At 31.4% G+C, this 16,641-nt stretch carries 18 protein-coding genes; 3 read left to right on the forward strand and 15 right to left on the reverse strand.

What is annotated here, in order from left to right; translation table 11 throughout:
* Positions 1–8 precede the first annotated feature (8 nt).
* Positions 9–1,133, forward strand: a complete 1,125-nt coding sequence (locus ACVEGE_RS01925) for a peptidylprolyl isomerase (RefSeq protein ID WP_173856346.1) — start codon at positions 9–11, stop codon at positions 1,131–1,133.
* 31 nt (positions 1,134–1,164) lie between these two features.
* Positions 1,165–2,373, forward strand: coding sequence for a peptidylprolyl isomerase (locus ACVEGE_RS01930; RefSeq protein WP_192500130.1), 1,209 nt, complete (start codon positions 1,165–1,167; stop codon positions 2,371–2,373).
* Between the two features lie 218 nt (positions 2,374–2,591).
* Here the strand turns inward: ACVEGE_RS01930 and ACVEGE_RS01935 are convergent, their stop codons facing one another.
* The 15 genes from ACVEGE_RS01935 to ACVEGE_RS02005 all read right to left on the reverse strand — a co-directional run bounded on the left by ACVEGE_RS01935 (position 2,592) and on the right by ACVEGE_RS02005 (position 15,644).
* On the reverse strand, positions 2,592–3,032 hold the full coding sequence (locus tag ACVEGE_RS01935) for a hypothetical protein (protein WP_173854095.1): 441 nt from the start codon (positions 3,030–3,032) through the stop codon (positions 2,592–2,594).
* Between the two features lie 193 nt (positions 3,033–3,225).
* Positions 3,226–3,432 (reverse strand): GNAT family N-acetyltransferase, encoded by a 207-nt coding sequence (locus ACVEGE_RS01940; RefSeq protein ID WP_370566948.1) that lies wholly within the window; start codon positions 3,430–3,432, stop codon positions 3,226–3,228.
* A 2-nt stretch (positions 3,433–3,434) separates the two neighbouring features.
* Complete coding sequence (locus tag ACVEGE_RS01945; RefSeq protein WP_370566949.1) at positions 3,435–3,824, reverse strand: GNAT family N-acetyltransferase; 390 nt, start codon at positions 3,822–3,824, stop codon at positions 3,435–3,437.
* A 124-nt stretch (positions 3,825–3,948) separates the two neighbouring features.
* Positions 3,949–4,305: a hypothetical protein gene (locus ACVEGE_RS01950; RefSeq protein ID WP_173856343.1), complete on the reverse strand. Its 357-nt coding sequence runs from the start codon at positions 4,303–4,305 to the stop codon at positions 3,949–3,951.
* Between the two features lie 130 nt (positions 4,306–4,435).
* Positions 4,436–5,614, reverse strand: coding sequence for an AIR synthase related protein (locus ACVEGE_RS01955; protein WP_173854098.1), 1,179 nt, complete (start codon positions 5,612–5,614; stop codon positions 4,436–4,438).
* Positions 5,615–5,800: 186 nt separating this feature from the next.
* On the reverse strand, positions 5,801–7,297 hold the full coding sequence (locus ACVEGE_RS01960) for a carboxypeptidase regulatory-like domain-containing protein (RefSeq protein WP_225738069.1): 1,497 nt from the start codon (positions 7,295–7,297) through the stop codon (positions 5,801–5,803).
* A 51-nt stretch (positions 7,298–7,348) separates the two neighbouring features.
* Positions 7,349–8,725: a CsgG/HfaB family protein gene (locus tag ACVEGE_RS01965; protein ID WP_192500131.1), complete on the reverse strand. Its 1,377-nt coding sequence runs from the start codon at positions 8,723–8,725 to the stop codon at positions 7,349–7,351.
* A gap of 1 nt (position 8,726) precedes the next feature.
* Positions 8,727–9,128 carry a curli production assembly/transport component CsgF gene (locus tag ACVEGE_RS01970; RefSeq protein ID WP_173854100.1) on the reverse strand — a complete coding sequence of 134 codons (402 nt, stop codon included), beginning with the start codon at positions 9,126–9,128 and terminating at the stop codon, positions 8,727–8,729.
* Positions 9,129–9,143: 15 nt separating this feature from the next.
* Entirely contained in the window at positions 9,144–9,458 is a 315-nt protein-coding gene (locus ACVEGE_RS01975; RefSeq protein WP_370566951.1) for a CsgE family curli-type amyloid fiber assembly protein, read from the reverse strand.
* An 11-nt stretch (positions 9,459–9,469) separates the two neighbouring features.
* The gene (gene csgH / locus ACVEGE_RS01980) at positions 9,470–9,868 is read right to left on the reverse strand and encodes a curli-like amyloid fiber formation chaperone CsgH (RefSeq protein WP_173856341.1); all 399 of its coding nucleotides are present in this window, start codon (positions 9,866–9,868) and stop codon (positions 9,470–9,472) included.
* Between the two features lie 7 nt (positions 9,869–9,875).
* Complete coding sequence (locus ACVEGE_RS01985; RefSeq protein ID WP_173856340.1) at positions 9,876–10,412, reverse strand: hypothetical protein; 537 nt, start codon at positions 10,410–10,412, stop codon at positions 9,876–9,878.
* 64 nt (positions 10,413–10,476) lie between these two features.
* The gene (locus tag ACVEGE_RS01990) at positions 10,477–11,331 is read right to left on the reverse strand and encodes a hypothetical protein (RefSeq protein ID WP_173854104.1); all 855 of its coding nucleotides are present in this window, start codon (positions 11,329–11,331) and stop codon (positions 10,477–10,479) included.
* A gap of 598 nt (positions 11,332–11,929) precedes the next feature.
* The gene (locus ACVEGE_RS01995) at positions 11,930–14,119 is read right to left on the reverse strand and encodes a glutamine synthetase III family protein (RefSeq protein WP_173856339.1); all 2,190 of its coding nucleotides are present in this window, start codon (positions 14,117–14,119) and stop codon (positions 11,930–11,932) included.
* 415 nt (positions 14,120–14,534) lie between these two features.
* The gene (locus tag ACVEGE_RS02000) at positions 14,535–15,065 is read right to left on the reverse strand and encodes a hypothetical protein (RefSeq protein ID WP_173856338.1); all 531 of its coding nucleotides are present in this window, start codon (positions 15,063–15,065) and stop codon (positions 14,535–14,537) included.
* A 93-nt stretch (positions 15,066–15,158) separates the two neighbouring features.
* Positions 15,159–15,644: a hypothetical protein gene (locus tag ACVEGE_RS02005; RefSeq protein ID WP_192501911.1), complete on the reverse strand. Its 486-nt coding sequence runs from the start codon at positions 15,642–15,644 to the stop codon at positions 15,159–15,161.
* Positions 15,645–16,038: 394 nt separating this feature from the next.
* Here ACVEGE_RS02005 and ACVEGE_RS02010 point away from each other — a divergent pair, with 394 nt between their 5' ends.
* A complete protein-coding gene (locus ACVEGE_RS02010; protein WP_173856336.1) occupies positions 16,039–16,572 on the forward strand; it encodes a type 1 glutamine amidotransferase domain-containing protein in 534 nt (177 codons plus the stop codon).
* Positions 16,573–16,641: the final 69 nt, after the last annotated feature.

The raw sequence follows: 16,641 nt of genomic DNA on the forward strand, positions 1-16,641 counted from the left end.
TTTTAGATATGAAAAAAAGAATCCTATTTGTATTACTCGCAATCGTTAGTTTATCTTCTTGTAAAGATAATAACAGCAACCTTCCTGATGGTCTTTATGCAAAATTAGAAACTAGTAAAGGAGAAATCATTGTTGCTTTAGATTATAAAAGAGCACCTATTACTGTGGCTAACTTTGTTACTCTTGCTGAAGGTAAAAATGACTTTGTTACCAATAACAATCTTAAAGGAAAGCCCTTTTTTGATGGTTTAAAATTTCACCGTGTTATTAACGATTTCATGATACAATCTGGTGACCCTCTTGGAACGGGATCTGGTGATGGAGGTTATAAGTTTAAAGATGAATTCTCTGACTTAAGATTTGATAAAGGTGGCGTTCTAGCTATGGCTAATAACGGTCCTGAAACAAACAGCAGTCAGTTTTTCATTACACATGTTTCAACACCTTGGTTAGATGGCAAGCACACTATCTTTGGTCATGTTGTAGAAAAAGGTATGGAAGTAGTTAATAAAATTCAACAAAATGACTACATCAATAAAGTAACAATTATCAGAAATGGTGAGGCGGCAAAAAAATTCAATGCTGTAAAAACGTTTTACGATTACTTCTCTGTTGAATCAGAAAATCAAAAGAAAAAATTAGCTGCTGATGCAGAAAATAAAAAAGTTTACGACGAGAAATATAAAGACGTTCGTGAAGACAAAGTAAAGTATTTTACTGCTTTAAAAAGTAAAGTTTCAAAAACTTCTACGGGTCTTCAATATGTAATTACTAAAAAAACAGCTAATAAAAAACCAACCAAAGGAACACAAGTATTCATTCATTATGCTGGATTCCTAGAAGATGGCCAACTTTTTGATAGTAGTATTGAAAATGTAGCGAGAACTTTTGGGAAATTTGATCAAAATAGAGCTGCTCAAAATGGATACCAACCAATTGCTTTTCAAGCGGGACGTAAAGAAGGTATGATCCCTGGTTTTATTGAAGGATTAGAGAAATTATCTTATGGCGAAAAAGCAATATTATTTATTCCTGCACATTTAGCTTACGGTGCTGGTGGCGCTGGAGATGTTATTCCGCCTAATGCTAATATTATATTTGAAATAGAATTGATGGAAGTGACTCCACAATAAATTATAATTAATTATTTTTAAACTCATAATAATGAAATTAAGATTATTAGGTCTTGTATTTTTAGCAATAGTAAATATGCAAGCACAGGTTACAAAAAAAGTAGCTACAGGTAAAGCAGCTGCTAATTCAGTTGTAAAAAACGAGAAAGATGCTGATGGTATTTTTGCAACAATTTCTACTAATAAAGGAGATATTCTACTTGTTTTAGAATATCAAAAAGCACCTATTACTGTAGCTAACTTCATCTCTTTAGCCGAAGGAAAAAACATTTTTGTTACTGATGCTAAATTAAAAAACAAACCGTTTTATGATGGTTTAAAATTTCATCGTGTTATTAACGACTTTATGATTCAAACTGGAGATCCTCAAGGAAACGGAACCGGTGGATCAGGATATGCTTTTAAAGACGAATTTACTGATTTAAAATTCGATAAAGGTGGAATTCTTGCTATGGCAAATTCAGGACCTGCAAGTAACTCCAGTCAATTTTTCATTACGCACAAAGACACGCCATGGCTAGACAATCGCCATACTATTTTTGGTCATGTTATAAGCGGAATGGATGTTGTTAATAAAATTTTGCAAAATGATGTAATGACTAAAGTTACCATTACGCGCAAAGGTTCTCTTGCTAGAAAATTTGATGCTCCTAAAGTTTTTGAAACTTACTTTAATAATAAAGCAGAAGACGCAAAAAAAGAAGCGGTATTAGAACAAGAAAAACAAAAGAAAGAAGCAGCACTTGAACTTGAAAAAGAAAAAGCTTATAAGGAAAAATTCGCTCCTGTAGTTGCGGCAAAGTTAGCTTACTTTACTACTACTAAAACTAGCGCGACAACAACTGATTCAGGGTTGACATATAAAATCATCCAAAAAGGAACAGGAGTTAAACCAGTAGACGGAAGTACTTTTTACTTTCATTACGCAGGTTACTTTGAAGACGGAAACTTATTTGACAGTAGTTATGAAGATGTAAACAAAACTTACGGAAAGTTTGACGAAAAAAGAGCCGCATTAAACGGTTACAATGCTTTCCCTTTTCAAGCTGGACGTAAGGAAGGCATGATCCCTGGTTTTATAGAAGCATTAAGCTTAATGTCCTACGGAGATAAATTAATCGCTTTTATTCCTGCTAAATTAGCATATGGAGAAAGAGGCGCTGGAGGTGTAATTCCCCCTAATGCAGATTTGATTTTTGAGTTAGAGCTATTTGATAAACAACCCGCTCCTAAACAATAACTATCTTTTACTACTATATAAAAAACCCGATATGTATCTTTACATATCGGGTTTCTTGTTACTAATTATTTAGTAGTAAGCTGATTAATGTTTTTAATACCTTACTATTTATAGAACATTCTAATTTTAAGTTTGAACGGAGTCGAAAACCATTAGTGCATTTCGACTGCTCATGATTTGATAAGAATTAAGTTGTACTAGAATTAGTATAACTTTAATTATTTTTTACTGAATTTCCAGTCAAATTGATCTTTATCATTGATGATGGCACCAATTTCGAATTTCACAACCTCATCAAATTCAGTTTGTAAAATAAACCAGTTGTCTTCATTAAAATAATTTTCAAAAGTATCAAACTCTTCTTGTGTAAATTTAGCAACACCTTTTCTAGACAGCTCTTTCTTAATTTCTTTGATTTGTTTTCCAATAACTTTATTATCGAATAATTCTAAATCAGGGCTTGATGCTACCATGTAACCTAACTTAAGCTCCTCTTCTTGATAAAATGTTAATCGGATTTTTTGTGCATTGTAAGCAAAAATAACATTATCATCTTCATCTTTATAATTTCTATCTGGCTTACCATAAACAGCAATTACATCGTTTTGCTTCATTCCGAAAATGAGTTTATCTATTCCGTTTTTTAAATTTATTTTCATCTTTTGCTTTTTTTTTCTAATTTGGTTTTATTCAACACCCCAAATACAATTGTATTTTCTATTGAAAGCTGAGTCATTTACTCGACTGCAAAGTTCGTAAAGTTTTTCACAAATACGATATATAATTAATCAAATAATCACTGTATGATGGTGCTACAAATATAGTTTTGAAATAAATGATTTTTTAAAATGCTTATACTAATGAAGCTTTTATTTTTTGCTTTACTGACTCAAACCAATCCTTTTTTAAAATACTGAGTACAATACTATCACGTCTTATTTCGCTACCATGAGTAGGCATGTGATTGCGCAACACTCCTTCAACTACACATCCAATGCTTTTCATTGCAGCAATACTTCTAGTATTACTATTATCTGCTCTAAACTCCACTCTTTCCATATTTAAGCTCTCGAAAGCATATTGTAGTAATAAAACTTACAGTGTTTATTTAAACCTGTTCCTCTAAATTGTTCGCCATACCAAGTAAAACCTAAAAGCAATGTTTTATACTGAAAATTAATCTCATAAAACCGCGTGCTTCCTGCGTAGGAATTTGTTCTTTTATCAAAAACAATAAAAGGAAACTCACTTTCATTGTCTCTTCCTTGTACAGCTGATTTTAAATATTGTGTTAAATTTTCTTTACCGTTTGCTCTAACTAAAGAATAAAACCACGTATCAGGTTCGTTTATAGAAAAAGGAAGCAGATTATCAAAGTCGGTTTCTTGAAGCGGACGTAGTATAACCACATCGTCCTCAAGAATAGTGTTTTGCATGAAATTAAAATCCATTTTATATATTGTTTAGTTTTACAATAATACTCATTTTTATCAATAGCATTAAAGAAAAAAAGAGACACTAAAGGAATAAATTACTTTATTCACCTAATGTCTCTTTCTACATAAATAAAACTAACTATTCGCTCATTTCATCATATCGTTCTGGAACTTGTGGATCGTATAAAGGACATTTAAATTCGTCCATGATATCTACCAATTTGTCCATTGTTTTGCCTTCAGTTCCATAGCAATCAATCTGTATACTTTGCGGTGTAGTTCTTACATGAAATGCACCTACTCCAGCTGTATTTTTCCAACTCGTATCATCTACTTTTTCCCATTTAGAAAAAACAGAAGCTATTCTATTTAAAATCACTTGAACAGGTAGTGCTTCTAAACCTTCAATTGTAGGTTCGACTTCTAATGCTTCATAAACCTCTTGATGATTGAGATAAACTCCTTCAAGGTATTTCCAAAAAAGTAATTCGTACATGGGTTTTATTTTTTAGCCCCGGTAGTAGCGGCATCCTTTTTATCTTGAATATTTTTCAGGATTCTGAAACATATTCAAGATAAAAAGATATAGCGTATAACGGGATTAGCTCCTAAAAATATAGCTGTTATTAATATTCAAAAGTACCGTATTCACTTGTTATCGTTAATTTCTTAGCATCGGCTGCTGCGACTCTTCCTACGATTTGAGCATCAACATTAAATGATTTTGAAATAGCGATAATATCCTGCGCAATCTGCTCTGGTACGTAAAGTTCCATACGGTGCCCGCAATTGAATACTTGGTACATTTCTTTCCAATCAGTTTTTGATTGCTCCTGAATTAACTGAAACAAAGGCGGGACTGGAAATAAATTATCTTTTATGATGTGTAACTTTTCTACAAAATGTAAAATTTTTGTTTGTGCTCCACCACTACAATGCACCATTCCGTGAATTGATTCTGAGTTATATTTATCTAAAATTTTCTTGATAATAGGCGCATAAGTTCTAGTAGGCGAAAGTACCAATTGACCTGCATCAATAGGACTATTAGGCACGGCATCAGTCAATTTTACCTGACCTGAATAAATTAATTCTTCAGGAACAGCTGCATCAAAACTTTCTGGGTATTTAGTAGCCAAATATTTCTCAAAAACATCGTGACGTGCCGATGTTAAGCCGTTACTACCCATTCCGCCATTATAGCTTTTCTCATAAGTTGCTTGACCAAAAGAGGCCAAACCTACAATAACATCACCTGCTTTAATGTTAGCATTATCAATCACTTTAGAACGTTTCATGCGTGCAGTAACGGTAGAGTCTACTATTATTGTGCGAACAATATCTCCTACATCAGCTGTTTCTCCTCCTGTTGAATGTATGCTTACGCCAAAGGAATCTAATTCTTTTATTAACTCCTCGGTACCATTGATAATGGCAGAAATAACCTCAGCGGTAATTAGGTTTTTATTTCGACCAATTGTTGATGATAGTAAAATATTATCTGTAGCACCTACACACAATAAGTCATCAATATTCATAATCAATGCATCTTGCGCAATTCCTTTCCATACTGAAACGTCTCCTGTTTCTTTCCAATACATATAAGCTAAAGATGATTTTGTACCTGCACCATCAGCATGCATAATAAGACAGTAATCCTCATCCTGGGTAAGGTAGTCTGGAACTATTTTACAAAAGGCTTGAGGAAACAATCCTTTGTCAATGTTTTTTATGGCATTATGCACATCTTCTTTTGATGCCGACACACCTCTAAGTGCATATCGTTTGCTAGTATCTGAACTCATTTAGTATAGTTGTGTAAGTCGCTAATCAGCAACTGGGTTGTTTGGCAAAGGTAAATATTTTTTTTGGGTTATTAAGCATTGCTTATCTGTAAGAATTGGGGTTTAATACTATAAATAAGTGCTATATAATATAAAAAGCACCTGTTTAAATAGGTGCTTTTAGGTATTCTTGACAATTTTTATTTATTATTCCCAATCAGGCATACTTGCATCTGTAAATAATATAGTCCTTGAAGCTCCTGAGCTATTGACTGATGGTGTAAATTTGATAATATTTTTTGTTGATAATCCATCATTTGAAGTATTCATAAAAATTAATTCTGCTTCATTAGGAGAATAACGCACATCTAAATCTACTGTTCCTATAGGTTTTTCTATTCCTATTTCAGTTGTTACTCCGCTACTGAATTCATATTGAAACACTCGAGTATCTAACTGTCTGTAATTAGCATTTTCATATCCTGACACATCTCTAGTGTAAATTACTTTTTGTCCCGTTACTGAAAAATTTAAACCTCCTACAGCTCCAAGAAAATTTGAAAGTACTTGATCAACCACAACACCTGAAGTATTTATCACAAAGACTTCAACATTATAACCACTTGCATCATTAACTTTCAAAGCAATTTTAGTTCCATCATTACTCCAGTCACATTCTGATATAAATTTTCCGCTTGTAGTTTGGTAAATCTTAGTTAAACCACTACCGTCTTTATTAATACGGTACAATTTATCAAAAGATGGATATATAATTTGACTCCCCGAAGTATTCCATGAAAAATTAAGCAACTCAGAGTTAAAACCTGCAATAGGAACCGAGTTTGTAATTTTTAAAACCCCTGATCCATCTGGATTCATAGTATAAATATGATTTTGAGCACCGCTAGATCTAATAAATGCTACTTTATTGGCTTGATTATTTTTCCTTGGTCTCCAGCTGTTCAAACTTAAACTAGTTAGTTGTTGTTTATTGCCATTATCATCACCCGAATAAATAACGTTATTATCATTAATTTTCTTTACAAATAGAAAACGAGTATTTGGAAAAGCAAGTGTCGTAAAAGATTGTACTGCACTTAAAACTGGAGGATTTATTCCATCAGTTGCTGAAACTTGCCAATAGTACTTTGTATTATAGGACAGTTCTTTTAGAGTATAACTTGTATCTGTAATATCCGAATATACGATTACTTCATCACTGCTACTTTTCCTTAGTGTAATTTCATACTTTAAGACATCTTTATCAGGATCAGTTGCTGTCCAACTTAAACCTAATTCTAACGCCTGATTGTTCACATTATCTAGTGGAGCAACAAGCGCAGGTGCAACCGGTGGTTTATTATTTGTTGTTGATAATTTTAATTCGAATACAACATTAGTTGTTTTGTCAACATTGATAGTAGCCGATTCAAATTTTGACAAATAGCCTTCTTTTTGTGCTTCAAAAGAATAATCACCAACTTTTATATTAGGAATTGAAAATTTGCCTTCTTCATTTGTAAAAACAATACTAGAATTTGGACTTGAAAAAACCTTTACATTAGCAATAGGCAGAAAATCTACAGCGCTAACCACCTTACCTTCTATAGCACCAAATTCTTCACCAGCAAATTTTTCCTCGCTACAAGAGCAAATTATTAATAAAAGAAAGCAACTAATTTTAAGATAAATATTTTTCATCATTTTTAATTATTGTTTATTGAAAAGGCTATGTTTTTGAGAATTATATTCTATTTATTTCCCAGAAACTGTATTCTTTTTATTTGGAAAATAATAAGTTAAACCCAAACCAAATCTGTAATAAAAATCATCTCTTACTCCTCTTTTTATATAATCTATATTGTCACTAAAATTCAAATTATGTTCTCCATAAATTTTAATTCCTATATTATCCGAAGCCATATATTCAAAACCTCCTCCATACTGCACTTTTACATGTTGATTTTCGAATTTGCGATTCATTCCATAACCTCCTCCTGCAAAAATATATGGTGTAAGTTTGTCTTTTGGCAAGAAAATAAATTCGGCATTAAGATCAAACGTTGCGTATCCTACATCTATAAGGTTTTTATTAGCAAGTTCTATAACATTTGTAGAAGCACTCAAATTAAATGAAGGTGAAAAAAAATATTTCAAAGCACCACGCCCCATAGGTCGCACTAACGGACTTTCATAATCTCCATCCATTAACGTTGCTCCTCCTGCAATTTCTATAGCGAAACGCGATCTCCTCTCTTTTAATTCTCTATTATATATTGCCGTTACATCAGCTTCTTTATTTTCTTCTTCATATTTTAAAAGCAAAGAGTCAATCTCAGGTTTAGGGGCATCTGCTTCCCAAATTCCTTCCTTAATTCCTTCTAAAACTAAAGTAGCAACTGCTTTTTCTATAGCCTCTGTAACTGCCATTTGTACGGGTTCATTAGTTGTATATCCAGTTTCGACTTCTAATAATCTTTTAAAACTCACATATTTAAAAAGACTCTGATCAATAGCTTGTGAAAGTATTGTTTTTGAAATATAAACTGATTTCAAAATTTTACCATTGGCAGTAGAAACCATTCTTAGATAAATAGTAACTCGGTCTTGCCTGTATTTTATAGCACCACCCGTACCAAAATATCTTGCTCCAAAACCTCCTGTAATAATATTAGTATCGTACGAAATAATTCCGCCTTCAAGCAAAACTCCAGCATAAAGCAAAGGAGTTATTTGCGGTACATTAGGATCAGCGTCTTTTGTATATTCTTGTCTTGTAGAGCGAATCAAATTTCTTTCTTGCAGAAGGTTTCCTATATTTTCCCTTTCGATAGGTACAAACCATTTTGAATCCTCTAGAGCTTTAATTAATATCGAAGTAGCCCCTTGCGTTACCGCAGTGCTAAAATTACTTCCATTTTCAGAAGGCTTATACTGTCCTGTTTGATCCCTAAATTTATAAAGTCCTACAACAATAGGCTCTTTAGGTTTAGGCAATTCTTTTAGTAATGTTGTTGCAGGTGTACTCTCGCCAATAACCGCTTTTTCAACTCCTGTAGGTTGATTATAGTAAGCTCCGCAACTAGAAATAATAAAAAATAGCAATAGGATAAAGTAGTTATATAATCTCATATTATTGATTTGGTATGATTACTTGTGTTTGCTCACCCGTTTTGGTATCTAATATATCAACTGTTAATCCTCCCGAAGAAGGATAAACCTCTACAGAAAGGCTTCCAAAAACGTAACTCCCAGCAGATATTCCTTCTGTTCCAAATTGTTGTGTGAATAAAGACCTTGAAACGGAACTCAGTAACTGTGAATTCAAATCCTTTGTGAACTGCTCTAATTCAGTCAGCTCTGTAGCTTGAGTGCTTGTATCTTTAAATTTATTTTGAGATTCTGCTGAACTAATCATCCACTGATAATTGAAGGTATCACCTCCAAAAGCTGGATTTTTAGGTTTATAAACTAAATCCTGAGCAAATATTGATAGTGAGAATAAAAATATTGATAAAGAAAATAAGAGTTTCATAATTTCTATGTTTAATTAGTATTGAGTGAAATATTCACTTTTCTTTTCTAAATCTTTTAAATGCAGGTAGGTTTCATAAATTGCTTTTTTAGCCATTGTATCAAGATAATCCTCATCAGGCCGAGATAAAAATTCATAAACAAGCTCATTGTTTATACTTATCATAATTTTTGTATTCCTTGAAAAGCTGAATTCTTCATTTACTGCAACTATTTCTTTAGAATTTATTCTATATTCATTATAGAGATAATAATACAAATCATAGAAATCTTTACCCATTCTAGTTTTTGTCTCATCTGAAACGATTCCTCTGAGCTCAAAGCCATCAATTGGTAGTACTTCTACTTTTTTTTTTCATCACCAAAAACTACTCTATCTTTTCCAATGAGTTTTTTATTTTCATCATAAAAAAGTAACAACACAATTACTTCATCTCCATTACTCAAATTTACCTGAGTTGTAGATAGGTTTTTATATTCATTAGCCTTTAAACTAAACAAACCTTCTTGTACGTTATTAGAGGAATTGTTATTAGAATTATTTTTTTTTATAACTGTCGAAGTATAAGAAACACTTTGTACTATTTCGGTCAAATTTTCAGCTGTTCCAGTTATTTTAATAACCCCATCATTTTCTTCAAATTCTATTTTAGCTTTTACTTTTGTATTTGTCGTTTGAGAATAACACATTACCGTAAATAGAAAAACTACAATTCCATTAAATAAATTACTCCATTTCATTATTCATTTATTTATGATTAAAAATAAAAACAGCTGCTCCGTCCCCTTTTTGTATAACCTTCATATCTTTTGAAATGGAATTTTCTCCGTAGTTATGGATAGTCTGGTTATTTCCTTTTTGAATAAACTCTGTATTTACATCATTACTAGTCCTATATAGAGAAATATCTTTAATCGTATTATTTTGTCCCTCTTGAATCACTTTTTGTTTCAAGTCGTTAACTTGTTTATCTAATTGTAATCTATTTTCATCTCCTTTTTGTAAAACATCAAGAGCTAAAACTTTAGCCGATATTTTTACATTAATAGAGTTATAGCTACCGATTTGATTAATATTTAAATTTTCGTTTTGATAATAATCCTTTTGTAGATTATTTTTTTCATTTTTAAAATTAATCTGGGATATCAAATGAAACCTCATTTCTTTAGAAAAGTCACTTAAGGAACTTGTCTTTTCACTACCTATACCCTCCAAACTATTCTGACTAATAGCCATTTGAGAAAATGAAAACACAATTAAAAGTATGTATATTTTAGTTTTCATAATATTAGTTTAAAAAAAAAGAGGTAGTTCATTACTAAACTACCTCTTTTATATATTTAATTAATTAGTCTTGATGAACGTTTACTGAATTACTGTTTCCTGTTTGAGAAACAATACTCATTTGCAATCCGTTTTCTTGTACAACTCTACCAAAGTTATTATCACCAAGTTGAGCAATAGTAGACCAGTTATCATTTCCAGATTGTCTAGTTATAGCCTCATTTTTGTCTCCTGTTTGTGTAGCCCAAGCTTTGTTACGATTACCGTCCTGACTAGTTATTGCGCTATTTTTATCACCTGTTTGAGTAGACCAAGCTTTATTTAAATTACCTGTTTGAGTAGTTTTAGCATAATTATCCTCCCCATTTTGAGTTTGTCTAGCCATATTTCTGTTACCATCTTGACGAATAATAGCTTCACTTCCTTTAGCTAAGTTAGACAAAGTGCTTTGAGTTTGAAAAGCGGTGTTTTTATCCCCATCTTGTTTAACAAAAGCTGTGTTTCTATCAAAGCGTTGTGTTTGAGTAGACTCATTTTTAGAACCATCTTGTTTAGCAGTAGCTTCGTTTTTTTCAGCATAGCCTACACCTTGGTCAATTGTAGCTAAATTGAATTCATCTTTTTGCACAACTGTAGCAATATTTTTATCACCATGTGATCCAATAATAGCTTTTTGATTATCTCCAGACTGCTTAACATATGCCTCGTTTTTAAAACCTCCAAAACCAAAATTCATTCCGTCTTGAGTTACTTCAGAAACATGTTTGTCTCCTGTTTGCATAATGTTTGCTGAATTGCTGTTACCTGTTTCTGTAACAATACTGTAATTTGCTGCATAGGTAGAAACTGGAGCTCCTTGAGCCAAAACCATTGCCGATCCGAATAGCATCGCTGAGACGCTTAAAATTACTTTTTTCATAATAAATATATTTAATTGGTTATTAATACAAGTTATTATGTAGGTTTTAAAAAAGTTGTGGGGAAACTTTTTTATTTAATGTAGGCCTAAAAAAGTGATTTGGGAATCTCTCTCATTAATATCTCGTAAAACATTAAACATAATGATTAACTTTTTCCGAATTATTACATTTCAAAGATATAAAAGTATTCCAGAAAAGACACCCGTATAAATACTTGTTTTTCAAATAATTAACTATTTTTCGATAAAAAGCAATTCTAATCCGATGAAATGCATTTATTTAAAAATCATGTATAAGAAAACAATTACCTATCTACTATTGAGCAATAAAAACAAAGTTTATCACAACATTTACAATAAAAAAAATAAACATACTGCAATCATTATCACTATTAAACAAGTTATTGCCATTTAAACAAAAAATATAATCAATAATAATTATGTCTTAAACTACATTAAGATTCCCTTATGCATCAACCCGTAAATTTTTATAATAGTGAGCTAATATTAAGCAAATTAATTCCTAAAACTGATTTTATTAAAAACAAAAAAACCGCCTCAATAATGAAGCGGTTAAAATTATAAAGCTGTTTAAGAATTATTTTGTAAACAACAATTCTCTATATTTAGTTAAAGTCCATAATTCATTATCAACTAAAAGTTCTAATTTATCACAGTGCTCTCTAATTATTTCAAAGTAAGGCTTAACATTATCACAATAAGCCTCAGCCATTTCCTGAGCATCTGTTAAAACATTTGCTTTCTTTCTTTCATTAGTCATTTCAAGAACCTTAGAATTGATTCCTTCAATATGTTTAGAAATAGATTTTATGATTATGATTTGCTCTTTAGCAATTTTTTCAAAATCATCTCCAAAGATATCTTTCAATCCTTTTACGTTTTCAATTAGTGTGTTTTGGTAACGAATTGCTGTTGGTATTACATGATTTGTAGCAATGTCTCCTAAAACTCTTCCTTCAATTTGAATTTTCTTAGTGTACTCTTCTAATTCAATTTCATAACGAGCTTCAACCTCTATATGATTCATGATTCCCATACTAGAAAATAAATCTAAAGCTTGTTTTGATGCTCTTGCTTTCAAAGCTTGTGGAGTAGTTTTAAAATTACTCAAGCCTCTTTTAGCAGCTTCAATTTCCCAAGCTTCACTATATCCATCTCCTTCAAAAAGAATTTTCTTAGAATGCTTGATATACTCTCTTAAAACGTTGAAGATAGCATCATCTTTCTTCATGTCTTTTGTTTCGATCAATGAATCTACTTCTTTTTTAAAGTCTTTTAATTGTTTTGCAACAATAGTATTTAAAGTAGTCATCGCGTTAGAACAGTTTGCAGTAGAACCTACCGCTCTAAACTCAAATTTATTTCCTGTAAAAGCAAATGGTGACGTTCTATTTCTATCTGTATTATCGAGAATTACTTCTGGAATTTTACCAACTACATTTAGTTTTAGATCTGTTTTTTCTTCAGGAGATAATTTACCTGTAGTAACACCTTCTAACTCTTCTAATACTTTAGTCAATTGTGCTCCAATAAAAACAGAGATAATTGCAGGTGGCGCTTCATTAGCTCCTAATCTATGATCATTACTTGCTGTAGCAATTGCTGCTCTTAACAACGCTTCGTGATCATTTACCGCTTTAATTGTGTTAATAAAGAAAGCTAAAAACTGTAAATTAGTCATTGGTGTCTTACTCGGACTCAACAAATTTACACCAGTATCAGTAGCCAGCGACCAGTTATTATGTTTTCCTGAACCATTAACTCCTTTAAATGGTTTTTCATGAAGTAATACTTTTAAATCATGACGTTCAGCCACTTTTTGCATTACATCCATCAATAGACAGTTGTGATCCACAGCTAGATTTGTCTCTTCAAAAATAGGTGCAAACTCAAACTGGTTTGGCGCTACTTCATTATGACGTGTTTTAACTGGAATTCCAAGTAACATACATTCTTGTTCAAGATCTCTCATGTACGTTAACGCACGAGTAGGAATTGAACCAAAGTAATGGTCATCTAACTGTTGTCCTTTTGCAGATGTGTGTCCTAATAATGTTCTTCCAGTCATCATTAAGTCAGGACGAGACTCTGCTAACGATCTATCGATTAAGAAATATTCTTGCTCCCATCCTAGAGTTGCAGTAACTTTCTTTACATTTTTATCAAAATATTTACAAACATCAGTAGCTGCTTCATCAATTGCAGATAATGCTCTTAATAATGGAATTTTATTATCTAATGCTTCTCCTGTATAAGAAATAAAAACAGTAGGAATACATAAAGTTGTACCATATATAAACGCAGGAGATGTTGGATCCCAAGCGGTATACCCTCTTGCTTCAAATGTATTTCTAATTCCACCATTTGGAAAACTAGAAGCATCTGGTTCTTGTTGTACTAATTGTGCTCCACCAAATTTTTCTACTGGATCACTACCATCATAAGATGTTTCAAAAAAAGCATCGTGCTTTTCAGCTGTAGCACCTGTCAATGGTTGAAACCAGTGTGTATAATGAGTAACACCTTTTGCAAGTGCCCATTCTTTCATACCCATTGCGATATAATCAGCTAATTTTCTGTCAATTTTTGTTCCGTGCTGAATAGCACCTTGAACTCCTTTAAGAGCATCTGAAGTCAAATATTGCTTCATGGCCTTTTCATTAAAAACATTTGAACCGAAAATAGCAGATTTCCTGCCTGTTTCTTCAAATTGTACTGGTTTTCTAGTTGAAGCTTCTCTTAAAGCTTGGAAACGTATTGTTGACATAATTTTTTTTTTAATTAAACCCCCGTTAATAGAGTGCAAATATAGAATAATTATCACTTTAGATGAAATTTACCTCCTTTTTTTAAGGGTACATCTTCTAAAATTACACATTTATCAAAAACAACCGTCTTAATTACCAACCTACTCAATTTTATAGCTAAATTTTGCAATTATCGTATTCTGCTAATAATCAGAGTTAATTACTTGTCACGTATTAACTGTTCTAAGAATTATTTAGAAATTAGGAGTAAAAAATAATTTGTTTTTATAAATTACACAAGGATTTTATTGCTAATCAAAGGTAAATTTAAAACTAAAAAAAAAGGAATCAGGTTTTAATAAGGGGCGTAATTGCTCTAAATAAAAAAAGGAAATCTCACGATTTCCTTTTTTTATATTACATAATCCAAAAGTATTAAAAATTAATTGCCTTAACTTGGCTTTCATTAATATTTAAAGAGGAAACAACATCTAGATAATTATTTTTATCAATTGTTGTTGACATAGTCCCTGGTACAATTACAATTCTAAACGTTTGATTATTAATGTAGGCTGGTGTCAAAGCTAAATCATAAGTAGCGCTAACATAAATACTAAAATCTTCTTTACTAAAATCAAAATCATATTTCACTTCACCCTGTGTTGCATTTATTGTATTAGGAATCAGGCGCCAAATAGGATCATTTGATGTCGTAGTTCCTGTTTTTCTATAAATCAATATATTTTCCGAAGACAATATAACTGGAGTGAATTTTTGATAAATTGTGTAACCAACTACAGGATCTTTCACAAAATCAAAATTATTAAGTTGAAAAACTTCACTATCCAATCCATTAAGTCCATCCAATCCATCTTGACCGTCAAAACCTGGAGCACCATCTGATCCACTACATCCAGAAACGATTACCATCCCTACTAACATTACAAGTGTCATTATTTTTTTCATAAGTATAAAATTTAAAAGGTTCTTTTTTATTTTAATCAACCAAAGTTAAACATAAAAAAAGGAGATATGCATACCTCCTCTTCAACTATATTTTTAAAAATTAATCGTTTTGATTTGGTCGTCTTTTAGATTCAAAGCAGTAACCACATCTACGTAATTCTTTTTATTTATTGATTTCGCAAAACTATCTGGGATAATTACGACACGCAAAATTTGGTCTAATCTAAAATTTGTTGGAACTGTTTTTAAATTACTACCCGTTAAGTACACTGTTACATCCCTATTTGTGTAATCAAATTCATATCCAAAATCAAAACTTCCATCATTAAAATAATGTGATTCTGGTAATAATTCCCAAACATTGCTACCCGACAAACGGTACACTAAAACCTCATCAGAAGAATAAATATTAGGGTTAAAAACGATTTGTTTACTATAATTGTTAGCCGCTACAAAAGAAGTTGGTACTTCAAAAACTTCAGTTCTAGGAGTGTTATCAATGTAAACTTCCTCTGAAACTGTACAACTCTGCAAACTTAAAACAGCCACAAAGGCTAATAAGGTAAATATCTTTTTCATAATCTTTTTATTTAAATGGTTACTTTTTGATAGTATTCATTAACTGTGCCAAAAAATAGTATACGCTCTATTCAAAGCTTCAAATCACACAAAACAAATAACAATTATAGCAGCATATTATAGGCTTTACGCCAAAAAATAAAAAAAATCAATACCAACAATTTATTTTATAAAATTTCCTGTACCATCAAATAAAACAATATTATTATTCATAAATCTTGGCTTAGAGCCAAAGTAAAAAAAACTGTTGTATCTTATTTACTCTACCATAAACATATACACACTTTTCTTTTAACAAAGATTAATTCTTTTTTAATAACCTATTATGATTTGTTTCTTAAAGTGATTTGTAATTTTATATCAAACAAAATAATAACACACAAATTATACTATTATGAGTAAGAAAATAGCAATTTTAGCGACAAACGGATTTGAAGAAGTAGAGTTAAGTTCACCAAAAGAATATTTAGAAAAACAAGGTTGGCAAGCAGATGTAGTAAGTCCAGAAAGTGGAAGCATAAAATCATGGGCATCTACTGATTGGGGGAAAGATTACAAAGTAGACCAAGAGTTAAAAAATGTAAAAGCTACTGATTACGATGCATTAGTTTTGCCTGGTGGAGTTATCAATCCAGACAAATTAAGAACTGATGAAAATGCTTTATCATTCATTAAAGATTTCTTTGAAGCAGGAAAACCTGTAGCAGCCATTTGCCATGGACCTCAAATTTTAATTAGTGCTGGTTTAGTTAAAGGTAGAAAAATGACCTCTTATCCATCTATTAAAATTGATTTAATTAATGCAGGAGCAGACTGGCATGATCAAGAAGTGGTTGTAGACAAAGGATTAGTGACTAGTCGAAATCCTGACGATTTACCAGCATTTAATAAAAAAATGGTAGAAGAAATTAAAGAAGGAAAGCACTAACAACAAGTGTAATTCTCAATTAATGCAATAAAAAAATGCGGAAAGTGATTTCCGCATTTTTTTGTTTTA

It is taken from the genome of Flavobacterium sp. PL002 (assembly GCF_054165825.1).